Genomic DNA, 19,514 nt, shown 5'->3' with positions numbered 1-19,514 from the left:
AATGGCAGCCCATGTGCGCGTGCGTGAAGAGCGCGACACCGTCACGCAATCCGGGACCACGCTCTAAGACCGTCCGGCACAACGAATCTCAGACTGTCCAGCAGGAAGGAACCGCCATGACCCGCTTCGTCACAACCGACACCACCGCGGCGCGTGCAGCCGCAGGCCAGCTGGCTACCGCCGCGTCGATGCTGCAGAGCTCGATCACCGTGAGCGCGCAGAGCCTCGGCGACATCGAGCCCGAGGCTCCGGATCCGGCGCAGGCCGCCGAGGCGCTCGCGCGGTGGCGCCGCCGGCAGAGTCAGATCGAGCGTCGTGAGAACGAGCTGATGCTCGTTTTGTTCGAGTGCGGCGCCAGCGAACGTGGCCTTGCCACCCTGATGCACATCGGCCGGCCCGCCGTGACCGCCCGTCTCGCGGCCGCCCGGGACGAGCGGGAGGCCGCCGCGTGAGCCGCTCAACCGTGATCAGAGGGTCGCTCAATCCGGTCACCGACTCCAAGGTGAGCAGCGGCCCCGCCGAGGGCCGGGGTATGCGTTTTCGGACCCGCGACCTGGGGTTTTACCGCTTCCCGAGCCCGATCAGCCGTGGATCCGCGCCCACCCCGTCGCTCAATCCGTCGCTCAAAGTGCCGCTCAATCCCGCGCTACGAGCCGATCCGGCCACCGTGGCTGTTCGAGCGCACCGTGGCCGGTCTGAAACAGCCACTGCGGCTGTCTGAGACGTTTCCGCAGGTCAGACCATCTAAACCCGTTCCCGAGGAGGAACCGCACCATGACCACCGATCGCCATGACTTCACCGCAGCGCTCTACGCCTGCACCGGCGTCAGCCTCGCCGGCAACGAGGCCGCAGCGGTCCTGCTGTCACACGACCTCTCTCTACCCACCCCTGTTGTGATGATCGCAGCGGCGATCGCACCGCTGCTTCTTCCCGGCGCGGTGCACCTCGTGCCGAAGACCGCTGGCCTTCCGAAGAGGGCACGGCGCGCCGTGGTCGGTGCGGTGCTCGTGGCCGCGGCGGCGGCGTTCGCCCTCTCTTTCTTCGCCCTCGCCGCGGTGGCGCAGGGGTCTGGTCACCCGGGCAAGCTCGGGTGGCTGCTTCCCATCGCCGTGGACGTTCTCGCCGCGGCGAGTGCCTACGCCCTGGTCGTGATGCCGGTCGACGCGACGCAGACTCCGGTGCACCGCGAGGCGCCCGCCGCGACATCGCCCCTCGACGCACCGGCGCTCCGCGACGCAGACCCCGCTCCCGTCGCGACGCAGACCGCCCCGCTTCGCGACATGGAGACCCACGAGCCCGCGACGTGCGTCGCGACGCAAGAGCTCGCGCTTCGCGACGCAGACACCGAGGAAATCCCCCTGATCAGCACGGCGTCGCGCGACGCAACGCCGTCGCGTCGCGATGCGGAGTCCGCGACGCGGCGCCTCACCGCGGTCCCGCCCGACGCGGTTCGCAACGCAGAAGACGCTGCTTCGCCCGCGACGCAGACCGACCCGCGTCGCGACGCAGAGGCCAGCGAACCGGAGACGCGCGACGCGACGCAGGAGCTCGCGCTTCGCGACGCGGTCCGCGACGCAGAAGCCGGTGACGAGTACCTGATTCGCGCGACGCAGCTCGTCGACGCGGGCCGCACCACCGCTCCGGTCGACGCAGTGCACCGCGTGCTTCGCGGCAAGGCCAACCGCGAGTCGAACCGCGACGTGGCCGACGCGACGGGGCTGACCGCGAGCAAGGTGCAGCGAATCGTGAAGGCCGACCGGGAGCTCGCGGAGGCCTCTGCATGAGCACCGTGATCGGCCTGGATCTCTCGCTCACCGGCTCTGCGATCGCTGCGATCTCCCTCGAGACCGGCACCCTCGCCACCGCGGTGCACCGGAGCCCGGCTCCGGCCGACGACAGTCTCGGCGCGCACGTTCAGCGGCACCGCGAACTCGTCGACGGGATCGCGCAGCAGGTGTTGGCGTGCGTACCGGAACTGGTCGTCGTCGAAGGCCTCCAGTTCTCGATGAAGGAGAAGGACAGCTCGCTGACGCGCCGCGGCTTCCTGTGGTGGGCCGTGGTCGAAGGACTGGTGCACGGAGGCCTGCCGATCGTGGAGGCCGCGCCGTCTCAGATCAAGCAGCTCGCCACCGGCAAGGGCAACGCGAGCAAGTCCGAGGTGGTGGCCGCCTACGCCGCTGCGTGGCCCGACGCCACCCGCGACAAGAACATCCAGGACCGCGCCGACGCTGCGTTCGCCGCCGCGCTCGGGGCCGCATACCTGCGTCACGGCGACGTGTTGCCGTTCAACATCACGGTCCCCCGGCGCAAGGCCTTGGCGAAGATCCGGGCGCCCATTGCCCCGCCGCGCGCCGCGTAAACCCCACCCCCGTTCACCAAGGAGAACATCATGAAGAAGATCCTCGTCCCCATCCCGATCCTGTCCGTAGTGGCCACCGCCGCGCTCCTGACCACGGCCTGCTCGACGCCTCGGACGATCCACGACTCCGGACCGTCGAGCCCTTCACCCGCAGCGTGCACGCAGGCGCCGGGCGAGGCGCCCTGCCCCGGTGGCGCCGGCGTGTGGCGTCCCACCAACGCTGAGACTGCGGTCTGGGCGGCCAAGAAGTTCGGAGCCGAGCGGATCGACGCCGCCGCCGCTCGCGCCGCGCTCGACGACGGCCGCCCGTTCCTGGTCGGGCTCCCGGACGGAGGCAACGCGGCGTGCCACACCGCTCTGCTCGTGCCGAACGATCCGCAGGTCTGGATCCTGAATCGCAGTCGGACACCCACCGAAGGCGCACCGATGTCGCGGGAGACTCTGCAGTACGGCTGCGACTCGGGCACGGTGCTCCCCGGGCAGCTGCCGAACGCGCCGCAGCCGATCTATCCCCTCGACACCGCTGCTCGGGACGCCGCAGCCCACGCGGGAGTCCCGTTCATCTACGGCAAGCCCGCCTGTGACGGCAGCACCACGATCACGTCGGTTGTGCTGCCGACAGGCAAGAGCTGGACCACCAACCGCGCCGGTGAAGTGCCGGCCGAGGGCATCGCCCTCAGCGACGTGGCGCACGGCAGCGGCTGCACTGCCGACAACCCCACCACCCCGAAGGGAAACTGACATGACCGACAACATCGAGAACACGGACAACACCAAGACCGTCGAGACCGCCCCGGCCGAGAGCACCAAGCGGCGCCGTACCATCCTCGCGGCGGGTGCGACCCTCGCCCTGCTCGGCGTCACTGCCGGCGGGTATGCGCTGCACCAGCACGGTGTGCACGCCGGGCAGGCGCGCGCCGACCAGGCCGCGATGACCGAGCTGCAGGCGCTGCAGATCCGCGGTGACGCCCGCTTCGCGGCGGCGGGGCGTGAGACCCGCATCCCCGACTACATGCGTGCGGCTGCGGGGGTGACCGCCGCGGAGAACAAGCTGTTCGGGTGGACGGCGCCTGACACCGGCTGCCGCTTCATCCGCACTCCCGAGGGCCGCATCTTCCAGGACGCAGGAAGTGTGGATCTGCGCGAGGTGCTGGACGGGCTGCCCACCCAGGGCTGCCAGGCGGCTGCACCTACGGTCGACCAGGTGAGTGTCGACGGCCGTCCCGGCTGCACCACGGGGGTGCGGGGGGGCGGAGTCCAGTGGGCGCTGCCCCCGGACCGCGTCGCAGGCGAGATGCAGAAGTTGAACCCGGGCGACACCGGCCAGAGCGGCTGCCGAGAGGCACCGACTCCTCGGTGACCGTCAACGCGACAACAGCCACCTCACCCAATCGGATGAGGTGGCTGTTTCATGTGTGGAGTCAGCCGAGTGATCCGAGTTCCCACTCCTCAAGGGACCGCGGCTGGAACCCGACTGTCCGGTCTCAGCCCCCGAGCCGCAGGACCTCCGCGTTGACCTCGTCGAGCTTCTTGAGCAGATACCGAGCCAGCTCCTCGTCGCCGCCCACCCGGACCTGCTCGATCAGCGCGGTGACGGTCTCGATCACGGCGTCGATCTGCTCCTGGCTCACCGCGGTGTGACCCGTGATCGCCTGCTCACTCATCCGCTTCGCGAGCTCGATGTCCGCGCCCTTCGCCGCGACGATGTACCTCTCGGCGGCCTCACTCGTGCGGTGCCGGAGCCGTTGCTTCATCTCCCCCGCTGTCGCACCGGCGAGCGCGGCGATGGTGTTGCCCGTGCGGCGCAGGTCGTGGAACGTCAGGTGCTCCAAGTCGCAGGCCTCGCGTGCCAGTCGCCAGCGTCGGTCGAGGGTCGCCGGGCCGCACGGCATGTCGACGGTCCGTGTGCCCGGGAACAGCCACCTCGGTTCCGTCTTCCGGCCGTACTTCTCGGCGTGCTCCCACAGCGGGGCGACTAGGTGCGGCGGCACCACCACGGACTCCACCCTGTCGCTGGCCTTCGTCCCCTCCACGATCGTCATGGAGCCGGTACCTCTCCCCTGTACGACATGACGGCGGAGATAGATGCGAATCACGCCGGTGCTCTCGCCCGCCACCGCGCGGTCCTCGGCGACGTCGTCGAGTTGCAGCCCGAGCACCTCACCGATGCGCAGCCCGCACCACGCCGCGAGCTGTACCGCCATCGCGAGCTCCGCCGGCATCGCCGCCGCGAGTTGGTCCACCTCCGTCACCGTTGCCGTCTGCGGCTCGCGTGCCGGGGTGTCGATCAGCGCGCCCTTGATCCGCAGAGGGGAGACCGGGATCCAGTCCTCGTGGACGGCCATCTTGAGCATCGCGTGCAGCGCCGCGAAGGTCCGCCGAACTTGAGTCGGCGCGCCGGCGCACAGCGTGGTGTTCATGTCGCGGTACCACTGGTCGCAGCGCTCCTTGGTGAGCTCGTCGAGCCTGATGTCGCCCAGCTCCGGGTTGATGAACCTGCGCACGCGCGAGATCGAGATGACGCGGTGGTTCTCGCTGGGGATCGTCTCCAACCAGACGTCGGCGAGCTGCGCCACGGTGAGCACCTCGGCACGGGCCGCGACCTCCTGGGCCTCCTCCGCGGCGACCTGCTCCGGCGACTTCCACCGGCCGCGTTCGATGTCGGACTGCACGTCGGCGAGCCAGGCAGCGGCGGCCTTCTTCGTCGTGAAGGTGGTCGGCGCTGGTGTCAGCTCACCGGTCTCCGGTGAGCGGTACCGCGCCTGGTACTTCCCACTCGGGAGCTTCCTGATGTTGCCGAAGTCCCGCGAGTTCGTTGCCGCCATGCGCTCACCTCCGCGTCGTGCCACGTGCCACACCGCGTGCCACATACGTGCAACACGCGGTGCCTATTCTTGTCGATCGGGCGCAAAACCTGCTCGCCGGGTCGAGATACAAAAACGCTGGCCAGAGGATATTCCCCCTGGCCAGCGCCTTGTCTAGTACACCCCTAGAGCATGCAGCTGACGCAACCCTCCACCTCAGTGCCCTCCAAAGCCATCTGGCGCAGCCGAATGTAGTACAGCGTCTTGATCCCCTTGCGCCACGCGTAGATCTGGGCCTTGTTGACGTCGCGGGTGGTGGCGGTGTCCTTGAAGAACAGTGTCAGGCTCAGCCCCTGGTCCACGTGCTGGGTGGCCGCGGCGTAGGTGTCGATGATCTTCTCGTAGCCGATCTCGTAGGCGTCCTGGTAGTACTCCAGGTTGTCATTGGTCATGTAGGGCGCCGGGTAGTAGACGCGACCGATCTTGCCTTCCTTGCGGATCTCGACCTTGGACGCCACCGGGTGGATCGAGCTGGTCGAGTGGTTGATGTAGGAGATCGACCCGGTGGGCGGCACCGCCTGCAGGTTCTGGTTGTAGATGCCGTGAGCCTGCACCGAGTCCTTGAGCCGCTGCCAATCTTCTTGTGTCGGAACGCGAATTCCGGCGTCGGCGAAAAGCTGGCGCACCTTGTCGGTCTTGGGCTCCCACACCTGGTCGGTATAGATGTCGAAGAACTCACCGCTCGCATACTTCGACCGCTCGAATCCCTTGAAGTGCGTGCCTCGTTCGATCGCGAGGCGATTCGAGGCCCGCAGCGCGTGGTAGAGCACGGTGTAGAAGTAGATATTGGTGAAGTCGACGCCCTCTTCGGATCCGTAGTGGATCCGCTCCCGCGCGAGGTAGCCGTGCAGGTTCATCTGTCCCAGCCCGATCGCGTGGGAATCGTTGTTGCCCTGCTCGATCGACGGCACCGAGGTGATGTGGGTCTGATCCGACACCGCCGTCAACGCCCGGATGGCCACCTCGATGGTCTGCGCGAAGTCCGGCGAGTCCATCGCCTTGGCGATGTTGAGCGAACCGAGGTTGCACGAAATATCTTTGCCCACTTTGGAGTACGACAGATCGTCGTTGAATTCCGAAGGGGTGGATACCTGCAGGATCTCCGAACACAGGTTGGAGTGGGTGATCTTGCCCTCGATGGGGTTGGCCCGGTTCACCGTGTCCTCGAACATGATGTACGGGTAGCCCGACTCGAACTGCAGCTCGGCCAGCGTCTGGAAGAACTCGCGAGCCTTGATCTTGGTCTTGCGGATTCGCGGATTGTCCAGCATCTCGTAGTACTTCTCGGTGACCGAGATGTCGGCGAACGGCAGCCCGTACACACGCTCGACGTCATACGGCGAGAACAGGTACATGTCCTCGTTGCGCTTGGCCAGCTCGAAGGTGATGTCCGGGATCACCACCCCCAGGCTGAGGGTCTTGATCCGGATCTTCTCGTCGGCATTCTCGCGCTTGGTGTCCAGGAACCGGTGGATATCGGGATGGTGGGCATGCAGATACACCGCGCCCGCGCCCTGCCGCGCACCGAGCTGGTTGGCGTAGGAGAACGAATCCTCCAGCAGCTTCATGATGGGGATGACGCCCGAGCTCTGGTTCTCGATGTTCTTGATCGGCGCGCCGTGCTCGCGAATGTTGGAGAGCAGCAACGCAACTCCCCCGCCGCGCTTGGACAGCTGCAGCGCGGAGTTGATGGAGCGCCCGATGGACTCCATGTTGTCCTCGATGCGAAGCAGAAAGCAGCTAACAGGCTCACCGCGTTGCCTCTTACCCGAATTGAGGAAAGTCGGTGTGGCAGGCTGGAATCGACCCTCGATGATTTCGTCGACCAGTTTCTCAGCTAACGTAGTGTCCCCCGCCGCCAGGGTCAGCGCGACCATCACCACGCGGTCCTCGAAGCGTTCCAGATAGCGCTTACCGTCGAACGTCTTCAACGTATACGAGGTGTAGTACTTGAAGGCGCCGAGGAACGTCGGGAACCGGAACTTCTTGGCGTACGCGCGATCCAGCAGTGTCTTGACGAAATTGCGCGAGTACTGGTCGAGAACTTCGCGTTCGTAGTAGTTCTCGCGGATCAGGTAATCGAGCTTCTCGTCCTGGTTGTGGAAGAAGACGGTGTTCTGGTTGACGTGCTGCAGGAAGTACTCGCGGGCGGCGAGCACATCCTTGTCGAACTGGATCCGGCCGTCAGCGTCGTACAGATTGAGCATCGCGTTGAGCGCGTGGTAGTCGGTCTCACCCGGCAACGCGTGATGCCCGCTGGCGGTTACAGGCTCTGCAGCTGTGACGCTTGGTGGCACGTCTGTTCCTTCCAGAATTCGGCAAGACCGGTGCGGACGGCGGCGACGTCCTCGTCGGTGCCCATGAGTTCGAAACGGTAGAGATACGGAACCCCACACTTGCGCGACACCACGTCGCCGGCATAGCAGAACTCCGCACCGAAGTTGGTGTTGCCGGCCGCGATGACCCCGCGGATCAGCGATCGGTTGTGTTCGTTGTTGAGAAACGCGATGACCTGTTTTGGCACGTACCCGCCGGCGTTCACGTCGGGAGTCGCCCGGCCGCCGCCGTACGTGGGCAGGACCAGCACGTAGGGTTCGTCGACCTCGATGCGGCCGTGCAGCGGGATGCGTGTGGCGGGCAACCCCAGCTTCATCACGAAGCGATGGGTGTTCTCCGACACGCTCGAAAAGTAGACGAGATTGCTCCCCGCCATCTCGCTACTCACCCCTTCCCCGCTTGCCGTCGGCCTCTCAGGCGCTCGCCGCCACCCCGACTGGTGCAGAATCGGTCAGCGCCTTGATCCGATCGGGACGGAATCCCGACCAGTGCTCGTTGCCAACCACGACGACCGGGGCCTGCAGATAGCCGAGGGCCATGACGTAGTCTCGCGCCTCACTGTCGAGGCTGATGTCGACCGTCTCGTAGGCGATGCCCTGCTTGTCCAACGCCCTGTAGGTGGCGTTGCACTGCACGCACGCCGGCTTGGTGTACACGGTGATCGAATGCTGAGTCATTGGCGGCACAACTCCTCTGCGCTAAGAGGTACGGATACCATCTGGCAACTGGTCATACGGGACGTTTCGCTGTATTCAGCGACCCACAGACCCACAAAATTCCTGCCGTTCGGGGCGGTTCTCCCGGTGAGCTCATGCTGTCGATCCACCGGTTCTTCCCGCTCCGGCCGACCACCGAACTGCGAGAAACTGTGGGGCCTGTCGGTTCGCCAAACACTACACCTAGTGGCTGACATTCAGAAGAGGTACAAGATGTTCTGAATGACATTTGTGGAATTCCCAGGTCGTCAGCCTCCAGACATCGTGTTTAACGGCGTGTCGTGCGCACCGACACGCCGTCGGCGGCATCTACCATCTCTTCCTACCGGAAGGCACCGACAAGTATCGGCAGCCGTCGTCGGCCTCCATGCGCTCAGCAAACATCCGCGCCGCCCAAGTCCCGCCCAGCACCGCCACACACCTCGGACATGCAGGGGCGCCGCAGACGGTGTCTGCGGCGCCCCCGGGTAACTGTGTCGATCTGTGGTCAGGCGACCTCGGTAGCCAGCTTCCCGACGATGTTACGCACGGTCGCGGCCACGTCGGCGTGCTCGCGCGGATGCTTGCCGCCGAAGGCCGTGCTCGAGACCGACAGCTCGAGACCATCGACGACGCTGGTCCCGGCGATGCCGAACGACTTGCGGGTCTCGTCGTGCGCCCAGACGCCACCGAACTGACCCAGCGCCGTACCGATGACCGCCAGCGGCTTGCCCTTTAGCGCACCGTTCCCGTACGGCCGCGAGATCCAGTCGATCGCGTTCTTCAACACGCCGGGGATGCTTCCGTTGTACTCGGGGGTGATCACCAGCGCGGCGTCGGCCTCGGCGGCGGCCCGGCGCAGCGCCACCACAGGCTCGGCGGCGTCGGCGTTGTCGATGTCCTCGTTGTAGAACGGCACCTCTCCGAGCCGGTCGAACAGCTGCAGGCTGACCCCTTCGGGCGCCTTCTCGATTGCCAGCTCCGCCAGCTGACGATTCACCGAGGCCGCGCGGAGGCTTCCTACCAGCACCAGCACCTTGATTTCCCCGACTACCCCGGCTTGAGCCATGTCCACACTTCCCTTTCAGTCTTGAGCGATCCTCGCACAGCCGAACCGGACCACAGTCCGATTTATTCCGTCTGAGTTAAAGTCAAGGGGTGAGCGCACCGGAAAGGATCACCGAACTGCGGGTGTCGGCCGAAGTGCCGCACGAGCGGGGGGATGCGGCTCGCAACCGGGCGCTACTGCTCGACGCGGCGCGCAAGCTCATCGCCGAGCGCGGCGCCGAAGCGGTCAGCATGGATGAGATCGCGGCGGAGGCCGGCGTCGGCAAGGGCACCCTGTTCCGCCGGTTCGGCAGCCGCGCCGGTCTGATGCTGGTGCTGCTGGACGAGGACGAGAAGGTGGAGCAGCAGGCCATGCTCTTCGGCCCACCGCCGTTGGGCCCCGGCGCAGGGCCGCTGGACCGGTTGCTCGCGTACGGGCGCGAGCGGATGCGCTTCGTCGAACGCCACCAGGCCCTGCTGTCGGAGAGTTACCGCGACCCGCAGACGCGATACAGCGCCGTCGACACCCTGCACCGGTCACACGTCCGGATGCTCCTGCGGGCGGCGGGCACCACCGGCGATCTCGACGCGCAGACCGATGCACTGCTGGCCCTGCTCGACCCCGACCACGTCGGTCACCAGCTCATCGACCTGGGCCAGACCGTCGACGCGCTCACCGTCGGGTGGGAAAGCGTTGCTCGCAAGCTCTGCGGTACCTAGCCGATGACCACTCGTTGGGTACTGCACGTCGACCTCGACCAGTTCCTGGCGTCGGTCGAACTGCGCCGCCATCCCGAACTGGTGGGCCAGCCGGTGATCGTCGGAGGCAGCGGTGATCCCCACCAACCACGCAAGGTCGTCACGTGCGCGTCCTACGAGGCCCGTGAATTCGGTGTGCATGCCGGTATGCCGCTACGCACCGCGGCGCGCAAGTGCCCCGAGGCGACCTTCCTGCCGTCGGATCCGGCTACCTACGACGAGGCCTCCGACGAGGTGATGAACCTGCTGCGGGATCTGGGGCACCCCGTGGAGGTCTGGGGCTGGGACGAGGCGTACCTCGGTGTGGGCCCGGACAGCGGTGACGACCCGTTCGAGCTGGCCGAGAGGATCCGCACGGTCATCGGCGCCGAAACCGGACTGTCGTGCTCGGTGGGCATCAGCGACAACAAGCAGCGCGCGAAGGTCGCCACCGGGCTGGGCAAGCCGGCTGGGGTGTACCGGCTCACAGACGAGAACTGGATGGCGGTGATGGGCGATCGCCCCGTCGACGCGCTGTGGGGCATCGGCCCCAAGACGGCGAAAAAGCTGGACGGGTTGGGCATCACGACGGTTGCCGATCTCGCCGGCACGGACGCGGCCCTGCTCACTTCGACCTTCGGGCCGACGACGGGACTCTGGATCCTGCTGCTGGCCAAGGGCGGCGGCGACACCGACGTCAGCGCCGAGCCGTGGGTGCCGCGCTCGCGCAGCCACGTCGTCACGTTCCCCCGCGACCTCACCGATCGGGGCGAAATCGACTCGGCTGTAGCCGAACTCGCCCAACGTACGCTTGCCGAGGTGGTCGAGGAGGGACGACTGGTGACGCGGGTCGCGGTGACGGTGCGCACCGCGACGTTCTACACCCGCACCAAGATCCGCAAGCTCGCCGAGCCGGGCACGGACGGAAAGAAAATCACCGAAACCGCACTGGCACTGCTTGGGCAGTTCGAGTTGGACCGGCCGATCCGGTTGCTCGGCGTGCGGCTGGAGCTGGCGATGCCCGAGATGACGCCCGAAGCGGTGTCCCAGCGATGCGTGACGTGATGCCCGAGGTGACCGCCGTGTCCACGTCCACCGGCCGGTAGCGGCGATCCAGTGCTGCGGACAGTGGCCGTCCGGGGCTACCGGTCGCTGCGCGACGTGACGCTGCCACTTCGCCCGCTGACGGTCGTCACCGGCGCCAACGGCACCGGGAAGTCGTCGTTGTACCGGGCGCTGAGACTGCTGGCCGATTGCGGGCGAGGTGAGGTCATCGGTTCGCTCGCCCGAGAGGGCGGTCTTAAGTCCGCGCTGTGGGCCGGGCCTGAGCAGCTTGCAGGCGCGCGTCGCACGGGCAAGGTGGAGGGCACCACTCGCGATAAGCCCGTATCGCTCGAACTCGGTTTCTCCTCAGATGATTTCGGCTATCTGGTCGACCTCGGGCTGCCGCAGAACGCCGGTCCCGGTTCCGCGTTCGCGCGTGATCCCGAGATCAAACGCGAAGTGGTGTTCGCAGGCCCGCTGCCGCGGCCCGGTTCGACTCTGGTCCGGCGCACCAGGAGCGTGGCCGAAACAGCGGCCGAAACGGGGCGGGGTTTCGACGTACTGTCGAGATCACTTCCGCCGTACCGCAGCGTGCTCGCCGAGTTCGCGCACCCCGCCACGCATCCCGAACTTGCCGCCGTGCGCGAACGACTGCGCGGCTGGCGTTTCTACGACGGCTTTCGCGTCGACGCATCTGCACCCTCGCGGCATCCGCGGATCGGCACCCGCACACCGGTACTGTCCGACGACGGCGGTGATCTGGCCGCCGCGGTGCAGACGATCATCGAGGCGGGATTCGATGATCTGCGGCACGCGGTGGCCGACGCATTCGACGGCGCCACCGTTTCGGTGGCCGAACATGACGGTCTGTTCGACCTGCAACTACTGCAGCGCGGAATGCTCCGGCCGCTCCGGGCGGCCGAATTATCCGACGGCACATTGCGTTTCCTCCTGTGGGCGGCTGCGCTGCTGAGTCCGGAGCCGCCGTCGCTCATGGTGCTCAACGAGCCGGAGACCTCACTGCACCCAGACCTGGTGCGTCCGCTGGCGACCCTCATTCGAGTCGCCGCCGCACGCAGTCAGGTGATTGCGGTGACCCACTCCCGGGCGCTGCTCGAGTTCATCGGCCCAGACGCCGATGACACCGGCGATGCCGACGACGGCATCGCCGCGAAGATCGAGCTGTACAAGGACGTCGGCGAGACCAAGGTGGCAGGCATGGGAATCGTGGATGCGCCCGCTTGGGACTGGGGGAAGCGCTGACCTGCCGAATACGTACGCGCTGCGCCCGGTCGGAGGCGACGGTCGTGGGTGTTCTCTGGTTGTCAGTTCCGGTCAGGCCGGAGCACGACCGGACGTAAAATGCTGGTCTCGCCCTGGGTCGGGGGAAGATCGAGGGAGGCTTGCAATGGCGGTCACGATTCGCCGTTTGGCAATCATCGGCGCGTCCTCGCTGACGCCGCTCGCATTCGTGACGTTCGCTTCACCGGGGGTCAGTAGTGCAACCGAGTGCGGGTGGGGCACGGTCTACGACGCGCCGTCCAACACCTGCGTCGCGGCACCGCTCCCCCCACCACCAGCGCCGCCTCCACCACCCCCGCCACCGGTGTGGAACGGTGATGTCACGCCGGGCTTCGGGGTCAGCGTTTGCTGGCCGGTTCCCGTTCCGTTCGTACCGTCGGTGTGCGCCGGAGTCTAGCTGGCCACGCCGCGATCAGCGGCAATTGGGCCTGAGCGCGCGGGTGAACACGACGTTGACCCGGGTCATAGCGATGCTGTAGGGCAGCCATGCCACCCGCTTGAACAGGTACAGCGCCCGGATATCGCCGGAGGTGTAGACCAGGTAGCGATTCTTGCGAACCCCGGCCAGGATCCGGTCGGCGACCCGTTCCGGTGAGACGGCATGGCGGGCGAACCGATCCGTCCACTGGCGCACCCTGGGGTCGTCACGATCCACCCCGGCAATCTGAATCGTCTGCACCAGAGGAGTTTTCACCGCACCCGGCACCACCACCGACACCCCGATCCGATGCCTGGCGAGATCGAACCTCAGCACCTCGCTCAGGCCGCGCAGACCGTACTTGCTTGCGCTGTAAGCGCTGTGCCACGGCAGCGCTACCAAACCTGCCGCCGAAGAGACGTTCACCAGATGCCCGCCCCGGCCCGCGGCGACCATCGGCGGCAGAAACGTCTCGATCACATGGATCGGCCCCATCAGGTTGACGTCGATCATCGACTTCCAGTGCGTGTGGGTGAGCTGATCCAATGTGCCCCAAGCAGATACACCCGCGATGTTCATCACCACATCCATCGAGCCGTGCCGGGTATGAATATCGGCCGCGAAGTCGGCGACGGCGGCGAAGTCGGAGATGTCCAGTGCACGGTGCTCGGGTACCTTTGCCCCCAGCGCGCGGGCATCGGCGACGGTTAACTCCAGACCTTCTGCGTCACGATCGGTCAGATAGAGTTCGGCGCCCTCAGCGGCCAGCTTCAACGCGGTCGCCCGTCCGATGCCGCTGGCTGCCCCCGTCAGAAAACACCGAGTGCCGGAAAAGCCGCTCCCCTGCGCCATGGCGGTGACGATACCGGTCCCGGTTCATCCGAGGTGTCGACCACCACGCCGGTGGAGATCGCCAACAGCCGCCCGTCGGCCCTCATGCGTGTGGCGACCCGGCCTTCGGTCCACCCCAGAGTCCGCTCTGCCACAGCCGCTCGAGGGCGTCGACGGCGCGGGCGGGATCGTGACCGCGTCCGACGAAGGCACTGTCCCGCGACAGAGTCATCGACGTCGCCGCGGTCAGCATCCGCACCAATGCGAAAAGGTCATCCGAGACCGGCCGCGCCGTCGGATCCTGCTGAACGAGGCCGACGATCTTGGCGATCACCGCATCCTGGAAGTTGTTGAGCAGTTCGCGAATCTGCCCGTCGGTGTTCTGCGCGAGGGTGCACGCCCGCATCACGGGGTCGTTGCTGGCATAGACGGTCGCAGCGCTCCCGACCATCCGCTTGGCGAATTCGGCCAGCGGTTCGTCGGGCTCCCGCGGAGCGAAATCATGGGTGAGAGCTTGGAGTTCGTCCATCGCCTCGGCCAGGATCACTGCGAGCACCGCGTACTTGGAATCGAAGTAGAAGTAGAAGCCTGACCTGGCGATGCCTGCGCGTTCGCTGATCGCGCTGACGGACAGATCGGCCAGCGAGCGTTCCTGCAACAGGTCACGAACGGCCGTGACGATCGCCTCGCGTTGCCGATCCCCGCGGCTGCGACGGACCTCCGAGCCAGCCTCCCGGACCGGTCCCCCTATTTCGCTGGTCATGGATGAGAACTTTGCACCCGCGGCCAGCAAGACACAAAACTTGACAGGCGTCAAGTTAGACGTTCAGGATGGAGACGGTAGTGACGTGTGTCTCAGCCACTTCGGCGCAGGGGGTCCCGTTGGCCAACATCAGCACCCGCGCGTATCTGCTCGATCAGACCAGGCGACGGTTCACGCCGACCCCCAACACCATTCCCGGTATGGGACTGGTGGAGAACTGGCTCAGGAAACGGCAATGGGAGCCCATCGTCCTGGCCGAACCACCCGAAGGCAGCGGCCTCAAACCGGTCGTCGGCGACGCCGGACTGCCGATCATCGGCCACATGATCGAGTACTTCCGCAGCGGCCCGGACTTCATGCTCGACATCTACCGGACCCACGGACCGGTCCACTACCAACGAACACCGGCGCTGCGATTGGTGCTCGCCCTCGGGCCCGACGCCACCCAGGTGGTGCTGTCGAATCGCAAAAAGGACTTCTCACAGCGCGCCTGGGATCCGATGATCGGGCCGTTCTTCAAGCGCGGCCTGATGCTGCTCGACTTCGACGAACACATGTTTCACCGCCGGATCATGCAGGAGGCGTTCACCCATGCCCGGCTGACGGGCTACGTCGAGCACATCGACTCCGTCGCCACCCAGGTGCTGGCCTCCGACTGGGTGGCCGACGACCGTCGGTTCCTCTTCCACCCGGCCATGAAGGAACTGGCTCTGGACATCGCCTCGGTGGTCTTCATGGGCCATCCGCCGGGAAGCGACCATGATCTCGTCACCACGATCAATCGCGCGTTCACCACGACGACCCGCGCAGGCAACGCCATCATCCGCACGCGCGTCCCGCCGTTTCACTGGTGGCGCGGGCTGCGTGCCCGCGGGCTGCTCGAGAAATATTTCGCGCAACGTGTTGCGGAGCAGCGCGACTCCGGCGGCACCGACATGCTCACGGTCCTGTGCCATGCCCAGGACGAGAGCGGCGAGCGGTTCTGCGACGCGGACATCGTCAGCCACATGATCTTCCTGATGATGGCCGCCCACGACACCTCGACGTCGACCGCGACCACGATGGCCCATCAGCTCGCCGCCCACCCCGCGTGGCAGGAGCGTTGCCGCGACGAGTCCGAACGCGTCGGCGATGGGCCCCTCGACATCGAGGCGCTGGACAAGCTGGAGTCGCTCGACCTGGTGATGAACGAGTCGCTGCGCATGGTCACGCCGGTTCCGTGGAACTTCCGCCGGGCCGTACGCGACACCGAACTGTTCGGCCATTTCATCCCGGCGGGCACCGACGTGGTGACGTGGCCGGCGATGAACCATCGGCTGCCCGAGCTGTGGACTCGACCGGAGCGGTTCGACCCCGACCGCTTTGCCGAGCCGCGTTCGGAGCACAAGCGGCACCGCTATGCGTTCGCCCCGTTCGGCGGCGGCGCACACAAGTGCATCGGCATGGTCTTCGGGCAGCTGGAGATCAAGACGGTGATGCATCGGCTATTGCGCCGGTACCGGCTGGAGCTTGCACATCCGGCCTACCGGCCCCGTTACGACTGGGGCGGCATGCCGGTGCCGATCGACGGCATGCCGATCGTATTGCGGCCATTGCGCTGACGACCCACGCGGCGCCGTCCCCTGCGGTACTCGTCGCGCGCGGTACTCGTCGCCCGGGGCACTCGTCGCGAAATTGCGTTTCAGCAGGCCGCTTCTCACACTCTCGCTGCCGAGATGCAGTTTCGCCTCTCAGGCGCCCAGCAGGCGGTTGGCGCAGGCGATGACCGCACGCAGTGCCGACTGGGTCGGGTCGTCGGCCCATCCCATGGCCCACTTCGCGCGCATCCCGTCCGATCCGTGGATGAATGTCGCGGTGTGCGCGCCGCGATGGACTTGATGGAAGCCGATCATCTCGACGGCGATGCCATTCTCATGCAGCATCGCCGTCAGCGCCGACACCGGCCCGCTCGCCGCGGCCGTCGAGGTAGCGATGCGATCGCCGATCGCCAGCGTCGCCTGGAAGTTGCGCGCCTGCGGACCCAGTCTGCGCAGCGACCGGTCGGCGTCGGTGCACGCCCAGTGACCCAGCCGAAGTGGGCCGGAGGGCGGCGCATACCGCGCGAAAAAGCCATCCCACGACATGGCGTGCGCATGGGCCCGCAGGCCGCGCGGTAACGGGGTGTCGAAATGGTCCGCGAACCGCGGCGCCGTGCCCGCAGCGGATTTGGTCGCAGAGGTGGAATACATGTGCCGGTCTTCTCGCGTCAGAGGGAGTGACCGACGGGAGTAGCAACGCCCCACAGCGGGGGGTCGGTCCGATCAGACCCCGCCGCGGGTTGTTACTACGAGAATCATCCGCACGATCGCCGAGATTAGACCTTGGTGCACACGCGGCGCAACCACTTTCGGTCGCGGATGCCGCATGCCCGCCGGGTTCGTCAGGCTATCGCCACGAAAACGCTTCTCCAGCCCGTCCCGCTCGTAGTCTGACAGCAGCCGATCGGACTTCACCACGCCGAGGTCAGTTGGCATTATCATTGGGCCATGGCGACAGACAGCACGGTCACGCCGTCGCGCGTAGCGACCGATGGCATGTTCAATCGAGTGAATCCCGGCCGCGCGTCGGAAATGATCGTCGACCAGATCCGGCTGCTCATCAGGGACGGCCAGCTGAAGCCGGGTGACCGCTTGCCCGCGGAGCGCGATCTCGGCGAGAAGTTCGGAGTCAGCCGGGTAACGGTCAGGGAGGCCCTGCGCGGTCTCGAAGCCAACGGCATGGTCATGATCAAAGTCGGTGCTCGCGGCGGAGCGTTCGTCACCGCACCGACGAGCGCCAGGGTCGGCGAGGGCATCATCGACCTGCTCTCCCTGTCGGAGCTGACCGACAAGGAGGTCACCGAGGCCCGGCAGGTGCTGGAGCTCGGAATCATCCCGCTTGTGTGTGAGCGTGCGACCGAACAGGACATCGCGGAGCTTCTGGCGATCTGTGACCGCGCCGACGAGGCGCTGGCGAACGGCACCTATCCGATGTCACTGTCCGCGGAGTTCCACGCCCGCGTTGCTCGCGCCAGCCACAACGCCGCGATCGCCATGCTCGCCGAGTCCTTTCACGGGCCGACGCTGCGGTCGCTGCAACACGTGCAGGAGGGGCACCCGGAGATGGGTATCCGCGGGAGTCGCGAACACCGTCAGTTCGTCGCTGCCATCAAGAAGCGTGACGTCGAGAAAGCGACCGCGGTGATGCGCACCCACATCGGGCGTACCGCCCGGCACATCTCCCGCGCCGACTGAGCCCCGACAGACTTCTCGAACATCCCGATCCACGACCCGACGCTGCGCCCGGCAGCGAAGATGCGCTCGTAGATAGTACGCATAGCGTAGTATGTTGGTTGCGCAAGCGTACTAACCCGACGTTGAGATGGATACGGCCGTGAAGCGATACCTGGCCTCGACGTTCCGCGCGCTCGCGATCCGTGACTATCGACGATTCGCGATCGGGCAGTCGATTTCGGTGAGCGGCACGTGGATGCAGAAGCTCGCACAGGCCTGGCTCGTGCTCGAGCTGACCGGCTCACCGCTCCTACTCGGCATCACGGTGGCCGTTCAGCAGACGCCGACGCTGTTGTTCACCACCGTGGGCGGCGCCATGGCCGACCACTTCGCCAAGCGGACGATCCTGATATACACACAGTTCGGCGCCCTGGTGCCCGCGTTGGCACTCGGCGTCGTCGTACAGCTGGACGTGGTCGCGATCTGGATGGTGATGCTGGCTGCGCTGGCGCAAGGGTTCTCCGACGCCATCGACAAGCCGGCCCGCCTGACGTTCGTCAACGACATCGCCACGCCCGAAACGCTGACAAATGCGGTCACGCTCAACAGCATCATCCAGAACAGCGGAAAGATCGCGGGTCCCGCCGCCGCCGGAATCCTGATCAACGCCGTCGGCGTCTCGGCGGCCTTCTTCGTCAATGCCGCATCGTTCCTGCCGGTGATCGTGGCGCTCGCGATGATCCGGCCGGTTCGATCGGTGCGCCCCGCCGGACCCGTCAGCATGACCGGCAATCCGGTGGCGACGCTGCGCTATGTCGCCATGCGTCCGCACCTTGCCGCGGCCCTTGGGCTGATGGCCGTGTCGGGGGTACTGGCCTACAACTGGAACGTCCTGCTGCCCACGTTGGCGCACAGCGTCTTCGGTGGCGATGCCGGTACCGTCGGCCTGGCTTTCACCAGCATGGGCCTCGGCGCGGTACTGGGCGGGCTGTCGTTCGCCGGACTGCTGAAGCCGGACGCGAAATCATTGTTGATCAACGGATGTGCGCTGGCCGTCTGCCTGACCCTGCTCGGTCTGGCGCCGAATCTCGTTGTCGCCTATGGTCTGCTGTTCGTGCTGGGCGCGATCAGCGTGACGTTCCGAGCCACCGCCACGGCGATGATGCAGCTGTATTCCGACAGCCACATGCGCGGGCGGGTCATTTCGCTGCTCGTGCTCGCGACCAATGGCACCACGACGTTCGGCGGCCCCCTCATCGGGTGGATCTGCGAGCACGCCAGCCCCGGCGTCGCGTGCGCGGTCGGCGGTGTCGGCACCGTCCTCGCCGCGCTGGCCGCCCTGCTCTTTCTGAGGAGAACCAGGCGCAGTCGGTCATATCAGGCCGAAACCGCTTGCGCCCGAGACCTCGTAAGCTACGACAGTCCGGTGAGCCGTTGCAGCGACGGCAGCGCGGCCAGTATCGCGAACCGGTCGTCCTCGGACAGCCGGCCGATCTGATGGACGAGATACTCGTTCGCCCGTTCCCGCGCCGCCGAGAGGAGTCGGTGGCCGTTGCCGGTGATGTCCACGACGAAGCCGCGCCCGTCCTCGGGGTCGACCGTGCGCTCGACGTAACCCAATTCCTCCAGCCTCGCGACCAGCCGCGTGGTGGACGACTTGCTGATCTGCTCCCGGCGCGCGAGTTCGCCCACCCGAATCGGGCCGTGCCGCAGGATCGTCGACAGCGCCGAGACCTGGGACATGGTCAGGTCGCTCTGCGAGTGTTTCCGCACTCTGCGGGTCAGCAGCAGGCTGACGTCCTGGAGCGCGGCGAACTGCTCCCCCCGGATCGCGGCCGGGTGCGCGGGTGTCGACACCGCTCCA

20 protein-coding genes are annotated in these 19,514 nt (G+C 66.6%); 11 read left to right on the top strand and 9 right to left on the bottom strand.

Annotated features, from left to right (window positions below; all coding sequences use genetic code 11):
* Positions 1–116: 116 nt before the first annotated feature.
* The 5 genes from ADBZ6K_RS17930 to ADBZ6K_RS17910 all read left to right on the top strand — a co-directional run bounded on the left by ADBZ6K_RS17930 (position 117) and on the right by ADBZ6K_RS17910 (position 3,720).
* Positions 117–452, top strand: coding sequence for a hypothetical protein (locus tag ADBZ6K_RS17930; RefSeq protein WP_526349085.1), 336 nt, complete (start codon positions 117–119; stop codon positions 450–452).
* Positions 453–774: 322 nt separating this feature from the next.
* Positions 775–1,785: a DUF2637 domain-containing protein gene (locus ADBZ6K_RS17925; protein WP_526349084.1), complete on the top strand. Its 1,011-nt coding sequence runs from the start codon at positions 775–777 to the stop codon at positions 1,783–1,785.
* On the top strand, positions 1,782–2,360 hold the full coding sequence (locus ADBZ6K_RS17920; RefSeq protein WP_526349082.1) for a hypothetical protein: 579 nt from the start codon (positions 1,782–1,784) through the stop codon (positions 2,358–2,360). Before ADBZ6K_RS17925 ends, ADBZ6K_RS17920 begins: the two co-directional genes overlap by 4 nt.
* Before the next feature lie 30 nt (positions 2,361–2,390).
* Entirely contained in the window at positions 2,391–3,101 is a 711-nt protein-coding gene (locus ADBZ6K_RS17915; protein WP_526349080.1) for a hypothetical protein, read from the top strand.
* A 1-nt stretch (position 3,102) separates the two neighbouring features.
* Positions 3,103–3,720 (top strand): hypothetical protein, encoded by a 618-nt coding sequence (locus ADBZ6K_RS17910; protein ID WP_526349078.1) that lies wholly within the window; start codon positions 3,103–3,105, stop codon positions 3,718–3,720.
* 124 nt (positions 3,721–3,844) lie between these two features.
* Here the strand turns inward: ADBZ6K_RS17910 and ADBZ6K_RS17905 are convergent, their stop codons facing one another.
* The 5 genes from ADBZ6K_RS17905 to ADBZ6K_RS17885 all read right to left on the bottom strand — a co-directional run bounded on the left by ADBZ6K_RS17905 (position 3,845) and on the right by ADBZ6K_RS17885 (position 9,325).
* Complete coding sequence (locus tag ADBZ6K_RS17905) at positions 3,845–5,185, bottom strand: site-specific integrase (protein WP_526349076.1); 1,341 nt, start codon at positions 5,183–5,185, stop codon at positions 3,845–3,847.
* Between the two features lie 164 nt (positions 5,186–5,349).
* The gene (nrdE, locus tag ADBZ6K_RS17900) at positions 5,350–7,521 is read right to left on the bottom strand and encodes a class 1b ribonucleoside-diphosphate reductase subunit alpha (protein ID WP_526349074.1); all 2,172 of its coding nucleotides are present in this window, start codon (positions 7,519–7,521) and stop codon (positions 5,350–5,352) included.
* Positions 7,488–7,937, bottom strand: a complete 450-nt coding sequence (gene nrdI / locus ADBZ6K_RS17895; RefSeq protein ID WP_526349072.1) for a class Ib ribonucleoside-diphosphate reductase assembly flavoprotein NrdI — start codon at positions 7,935–7,937, stop codon at positions 7,488–7,490. Before nrdI ends, nrdE begins: the two co-directional genes overlap by 34 nt.
* 37 nt (positions 7,938–7,974) lie before the next feature.
* Entirely contained in the window at positions 7,975–8,238 is a 264-nt protein-coding gene (locus ADBZ6K_RS17890) for a redoxin NrdH (protein WP_526349070.1), read from the bottom strand.
* Positions 8,239–8,764: 526 nt separating this feature from the next.
* On the bottom strand, positions 8,765–9,325 hold the full coding sequence (locus ADBZ6K_RS17885) for an NADPH-dependent FMN reductase (protein WP_526349068.1): 561 nt from the start codon (positions 9,323–9,325) through the stop codon (positions 8,765–8,767).
* 89 nt (positions 9,326–9,414) lie between these two features.
* Between ADBZ6K_RS17885 and ADBZ6K_RS17880 the strand changes: the two genes are divergently transcribed.
* The 3 genes from ADBZ6K_RS17880 to ADBZ6K_RS17870 are packed head-to-tail and all read left to right on the top strand — an operon-like array spanning position 9,415 to position 12,348.
* On the top strand, positions 9,415–10,023 hold the full coding sequence (locus ADBZ6K_RS17880) for a TetR/AcrR family transcriptional regulator (protein WP_526349066.1): 609 nt from the start codon (positions 9,415–9,417) through the stop codon (positions 10,021–10,023).
* A gap of 3 nt (positions 10,024–10,026) precedes the next feature.
* Positions 10,027–11,106 carry a DNA polymerase IV gene (locus tag ADBZ6K_RS17875; protein WP_526349064.1) on the top strand — a complete coding sequence of 360 codons (1,080 nt, stop codon included), beginning with the start codon at positions 10,027–10,029 and terminating at the stop codon, positions 11,104–11,106.
* A 51-nt stretch (positions 11,107–11,157) separates the two neighbouring features.
* A complete protein-coding gene (locus ADBZ6K_RS17870) occupies positions 11,158–12,348 on the top strand; it encodes an AAA family ATPase (protein ID WP_526349062.1) in 1,191 nt (396 codons plus the stop codon).
* A 451-nt stretch (positions 12,349–12,799) separates the two neighbouring features.
* Here the strand turns inward: ADBZ6K_RS17870 and ADBZ6K_RS17865 are convergent, their stop codons facing one another.
* Both ADBZ6K_RS17865 and ADBZ6K_RS17860 read right to left on the bottom strand, forming a co-directional pair.
* Positions 12,800–13,657 (bottom strand): SDR family oxidoreductase, encoded by an 858-nt coding sequence (locus ADBZ6K_RS17865; protein ID WP_526349060.1) that lies wholly within the window; start codon positions 13,655–13,657, stop codon positions 12,800–12,802.
* A gap of 82 nt (positions 13,658–13,739) precedes the next feature.
* Positions 13,740–14,399, bottom strand: coding sequence for a TetR/AcrR family transcriptional regulator (locus tag ADBZ6K_RS17860; RefSeq protein ID WP_526349058.1), 660 nt, complete (start codon positions 14,397–14,399; stop codon positions 13,740–13,742).
* Positions 14,400–14,518: 119 nt separating this feature from the next.
* Here ADBZ6K_RS17860 and ADBZ6K_RS17855 point away from each other — a divergent pair, with 119 nt between their 5' ends.
* The gene (locus ADBZ6K_RS17855) at positions 14,519–16,000 is read left to right on the top strand and encodes a cytochrome P450 (RefSeq protein WP_526349097.1); all 1,482 of its coding nucleotides are present in this window, start codon (positions 14,519–14,521) and stop codon (positions 15,998–16,000) included.
* Positions 16,001–16,129: 129 nt separating this feature from the next.
* On the opposite strand, the gene ADBZ6K_RS17850 is transcribed toward ADBZ6K_RS17855, so the two are convergent.
* Positions 16,130–16,627 carry a homocitrate synthase gene (locus ADBZ6K_RS17850; protein WP_526349056.1) on the bottom strand — a complete coding sequence of 166 codons (498 nt, stop codon included), beginning with the start codon at positions 16,625–16,627 and terminating at the stop codon, positions 16,130–16,132.
* A gap of 297 nt (positions 16,628–16,924) precedes the next feature.
* Here ADBZ6K_RS17850 and ADBZ6K_RS17845 point away from each other — a divergent pair, with 297 nt between their 5' ends.
* Positions 16,925–17,671 (top strand): FadR/GntR family transcriptional regulator, encoded by a 747-nt coding sequence (locus tag ADBZ6K_RS17845; protein WP_526349054.1) that lies wholly within the window; start codon positions 16,925–16,927, stop codon positions 17,669–17,671.
* A gap of 139 nt (positions 17,672–17,810) precedes the next feature.
* Positions 17,811–19,148, top strand: a complete 1,338-nt coding sequence (locus ADBZ6K_RS17840; protein WP_526349052.1) for an MFS transporter — start codon at positions 17,811–17,813, stop codon at positions 19,146–19,148.
* Here ADBZ6K_RS17840 and ADBZ6K_RS17835 read toward each other — a convergent pair.
* The gene (locus ADBZ6K_RS17835) at positions 19,064–19,507 is read right to left on the bottom strand and encodes a MarR family winged helix-turn-helix transcriptional regulator (protein ID WP_526349050.1); all 444 of its coding nucleotides are present in this window, start codon (positions 19,505–19,507) and stop codon (positions 19,064–19,066) included. The genes ADBZ6K_RS17840 and ADBZ6K_RS17835 overlap by 85 nt on opposite strands.
* Positions 19,508–19,514 lie beyond the last annotated feature (7 nt).

It is taken from the genome of Mycobacterium sp. (genome assembly GCF_044223235.1).
GTDB lineage: Bacteria > Actinomycetota > Actinomycetes > Mycobacteriales > Mycobacteriaceae > Mycobacterium.
The sequence above is the reverse complement of the archived record's forward strand: the minus strand, read 5'-3'. Positions and strand labels throughout refer to the sequence as shown.

Bases quoted from the DNA above. Each gene is read 5' to 3' on its own strand.
- ADBZ6K_RS17930 (WP_526349085.1), top strand. From the start codon at position 117: ATGACCCGCTTCGTCACAACCGACACCACCGCGGCGCGTGCAGCCGCA.
- ADBZ6K_RS17925 (WP_526349084.1), top strand. From the start codon at position 775: ATGACCACCGATCGCCATGACTTCACCGCAGCGCTCTACGCCTGCACC.
- ADBZ6K_RS17920 (WP_526349082.1), top strand. From the start codon at position 1,782: ATGAGCACCGTGATCGGCCTGGATCTCTCGCTCACCGGCTCTGCGATC.
- ADBZ6K_RS17915 (WP_526349080.1), top strand. From the start codon at position 2,391: ATGAAGAAGATCCTCGTCCCCATCCCGATCCTGTCCGTAGTGGCCACC.
- ADBZ6K_RS17910 (WP_526349078.1), top strand. From the start codon at position 3,103: ATGACCGACAACATCGAGAACACGGACAACACCAAGACCGTCGAGACC.
- ADBZ6K_RS17905 (WP_526349076.1), bottom strand. From the start codon at position 5,185: ATGGCGGCAACGAACTCGCGGGACTTCGGCAACATCAGGAAGCTCCCG.
- nrdI (WP_526349072.1), bottom strand. From the start codon at position 7,937: ATGGCGGGGAGCAATCTCGTCTACTTTTCGAGCGTGTCGGAGAACACC.
- ADBZ6K_RS17890 (WP_526349070.1), bottom strand. From the start codon at position 8,238: ATGACTCAGCATTCGATCACCGTGTACACCAAGCCGGCGTGCGTGCAG.
- ADBZ6K_RS17885 (WP_526349068.1), bottom strand. From the start codon at position 9,325: ATGGCTCAAGCCGGGGTAGTCGGGGAAATCAAGGTGCTGGTGCTGGTA.
- ADBZ6K_RS17875 (WP_526349064.1), top strand. From the start codon at position 10,027: ATGACCACTCGTTGGGTACTGCACGTCGACCTCGACCAGTTCCTGGCG.
- ADBZ6K_RS17865 (WP_526349060.1), bottom strand. From the start codon at position 13,657: ATGGCGCAGGGGAGCGGCTTTTCCGGCACTCGGTGTTTTCTGACGGGG.
- ADBZ6K_RS17860 (WP_526349058.1), bottom strand. From the start codon at position 14,399: ATGACCAGCGAAATAGGGGGACCGGTCCGGGAGGCTGGCTCGGAGGTC.
- ADBZ6K_RS17850 (WP_526349056.1), bottom strand. From the start codon at position 16,627: ATGTATTCCACCTCTGCGACCAAATCCGCTGCGGGCACGGCGCCGCGG.
- ADBZ6K_RS17845 (WP_526349054.1), top strand. From the start codon at position 16,925: ATGGCGACAGACAGCACGGTCACGCCGTCGCGCGTAGCGACCGATGGC.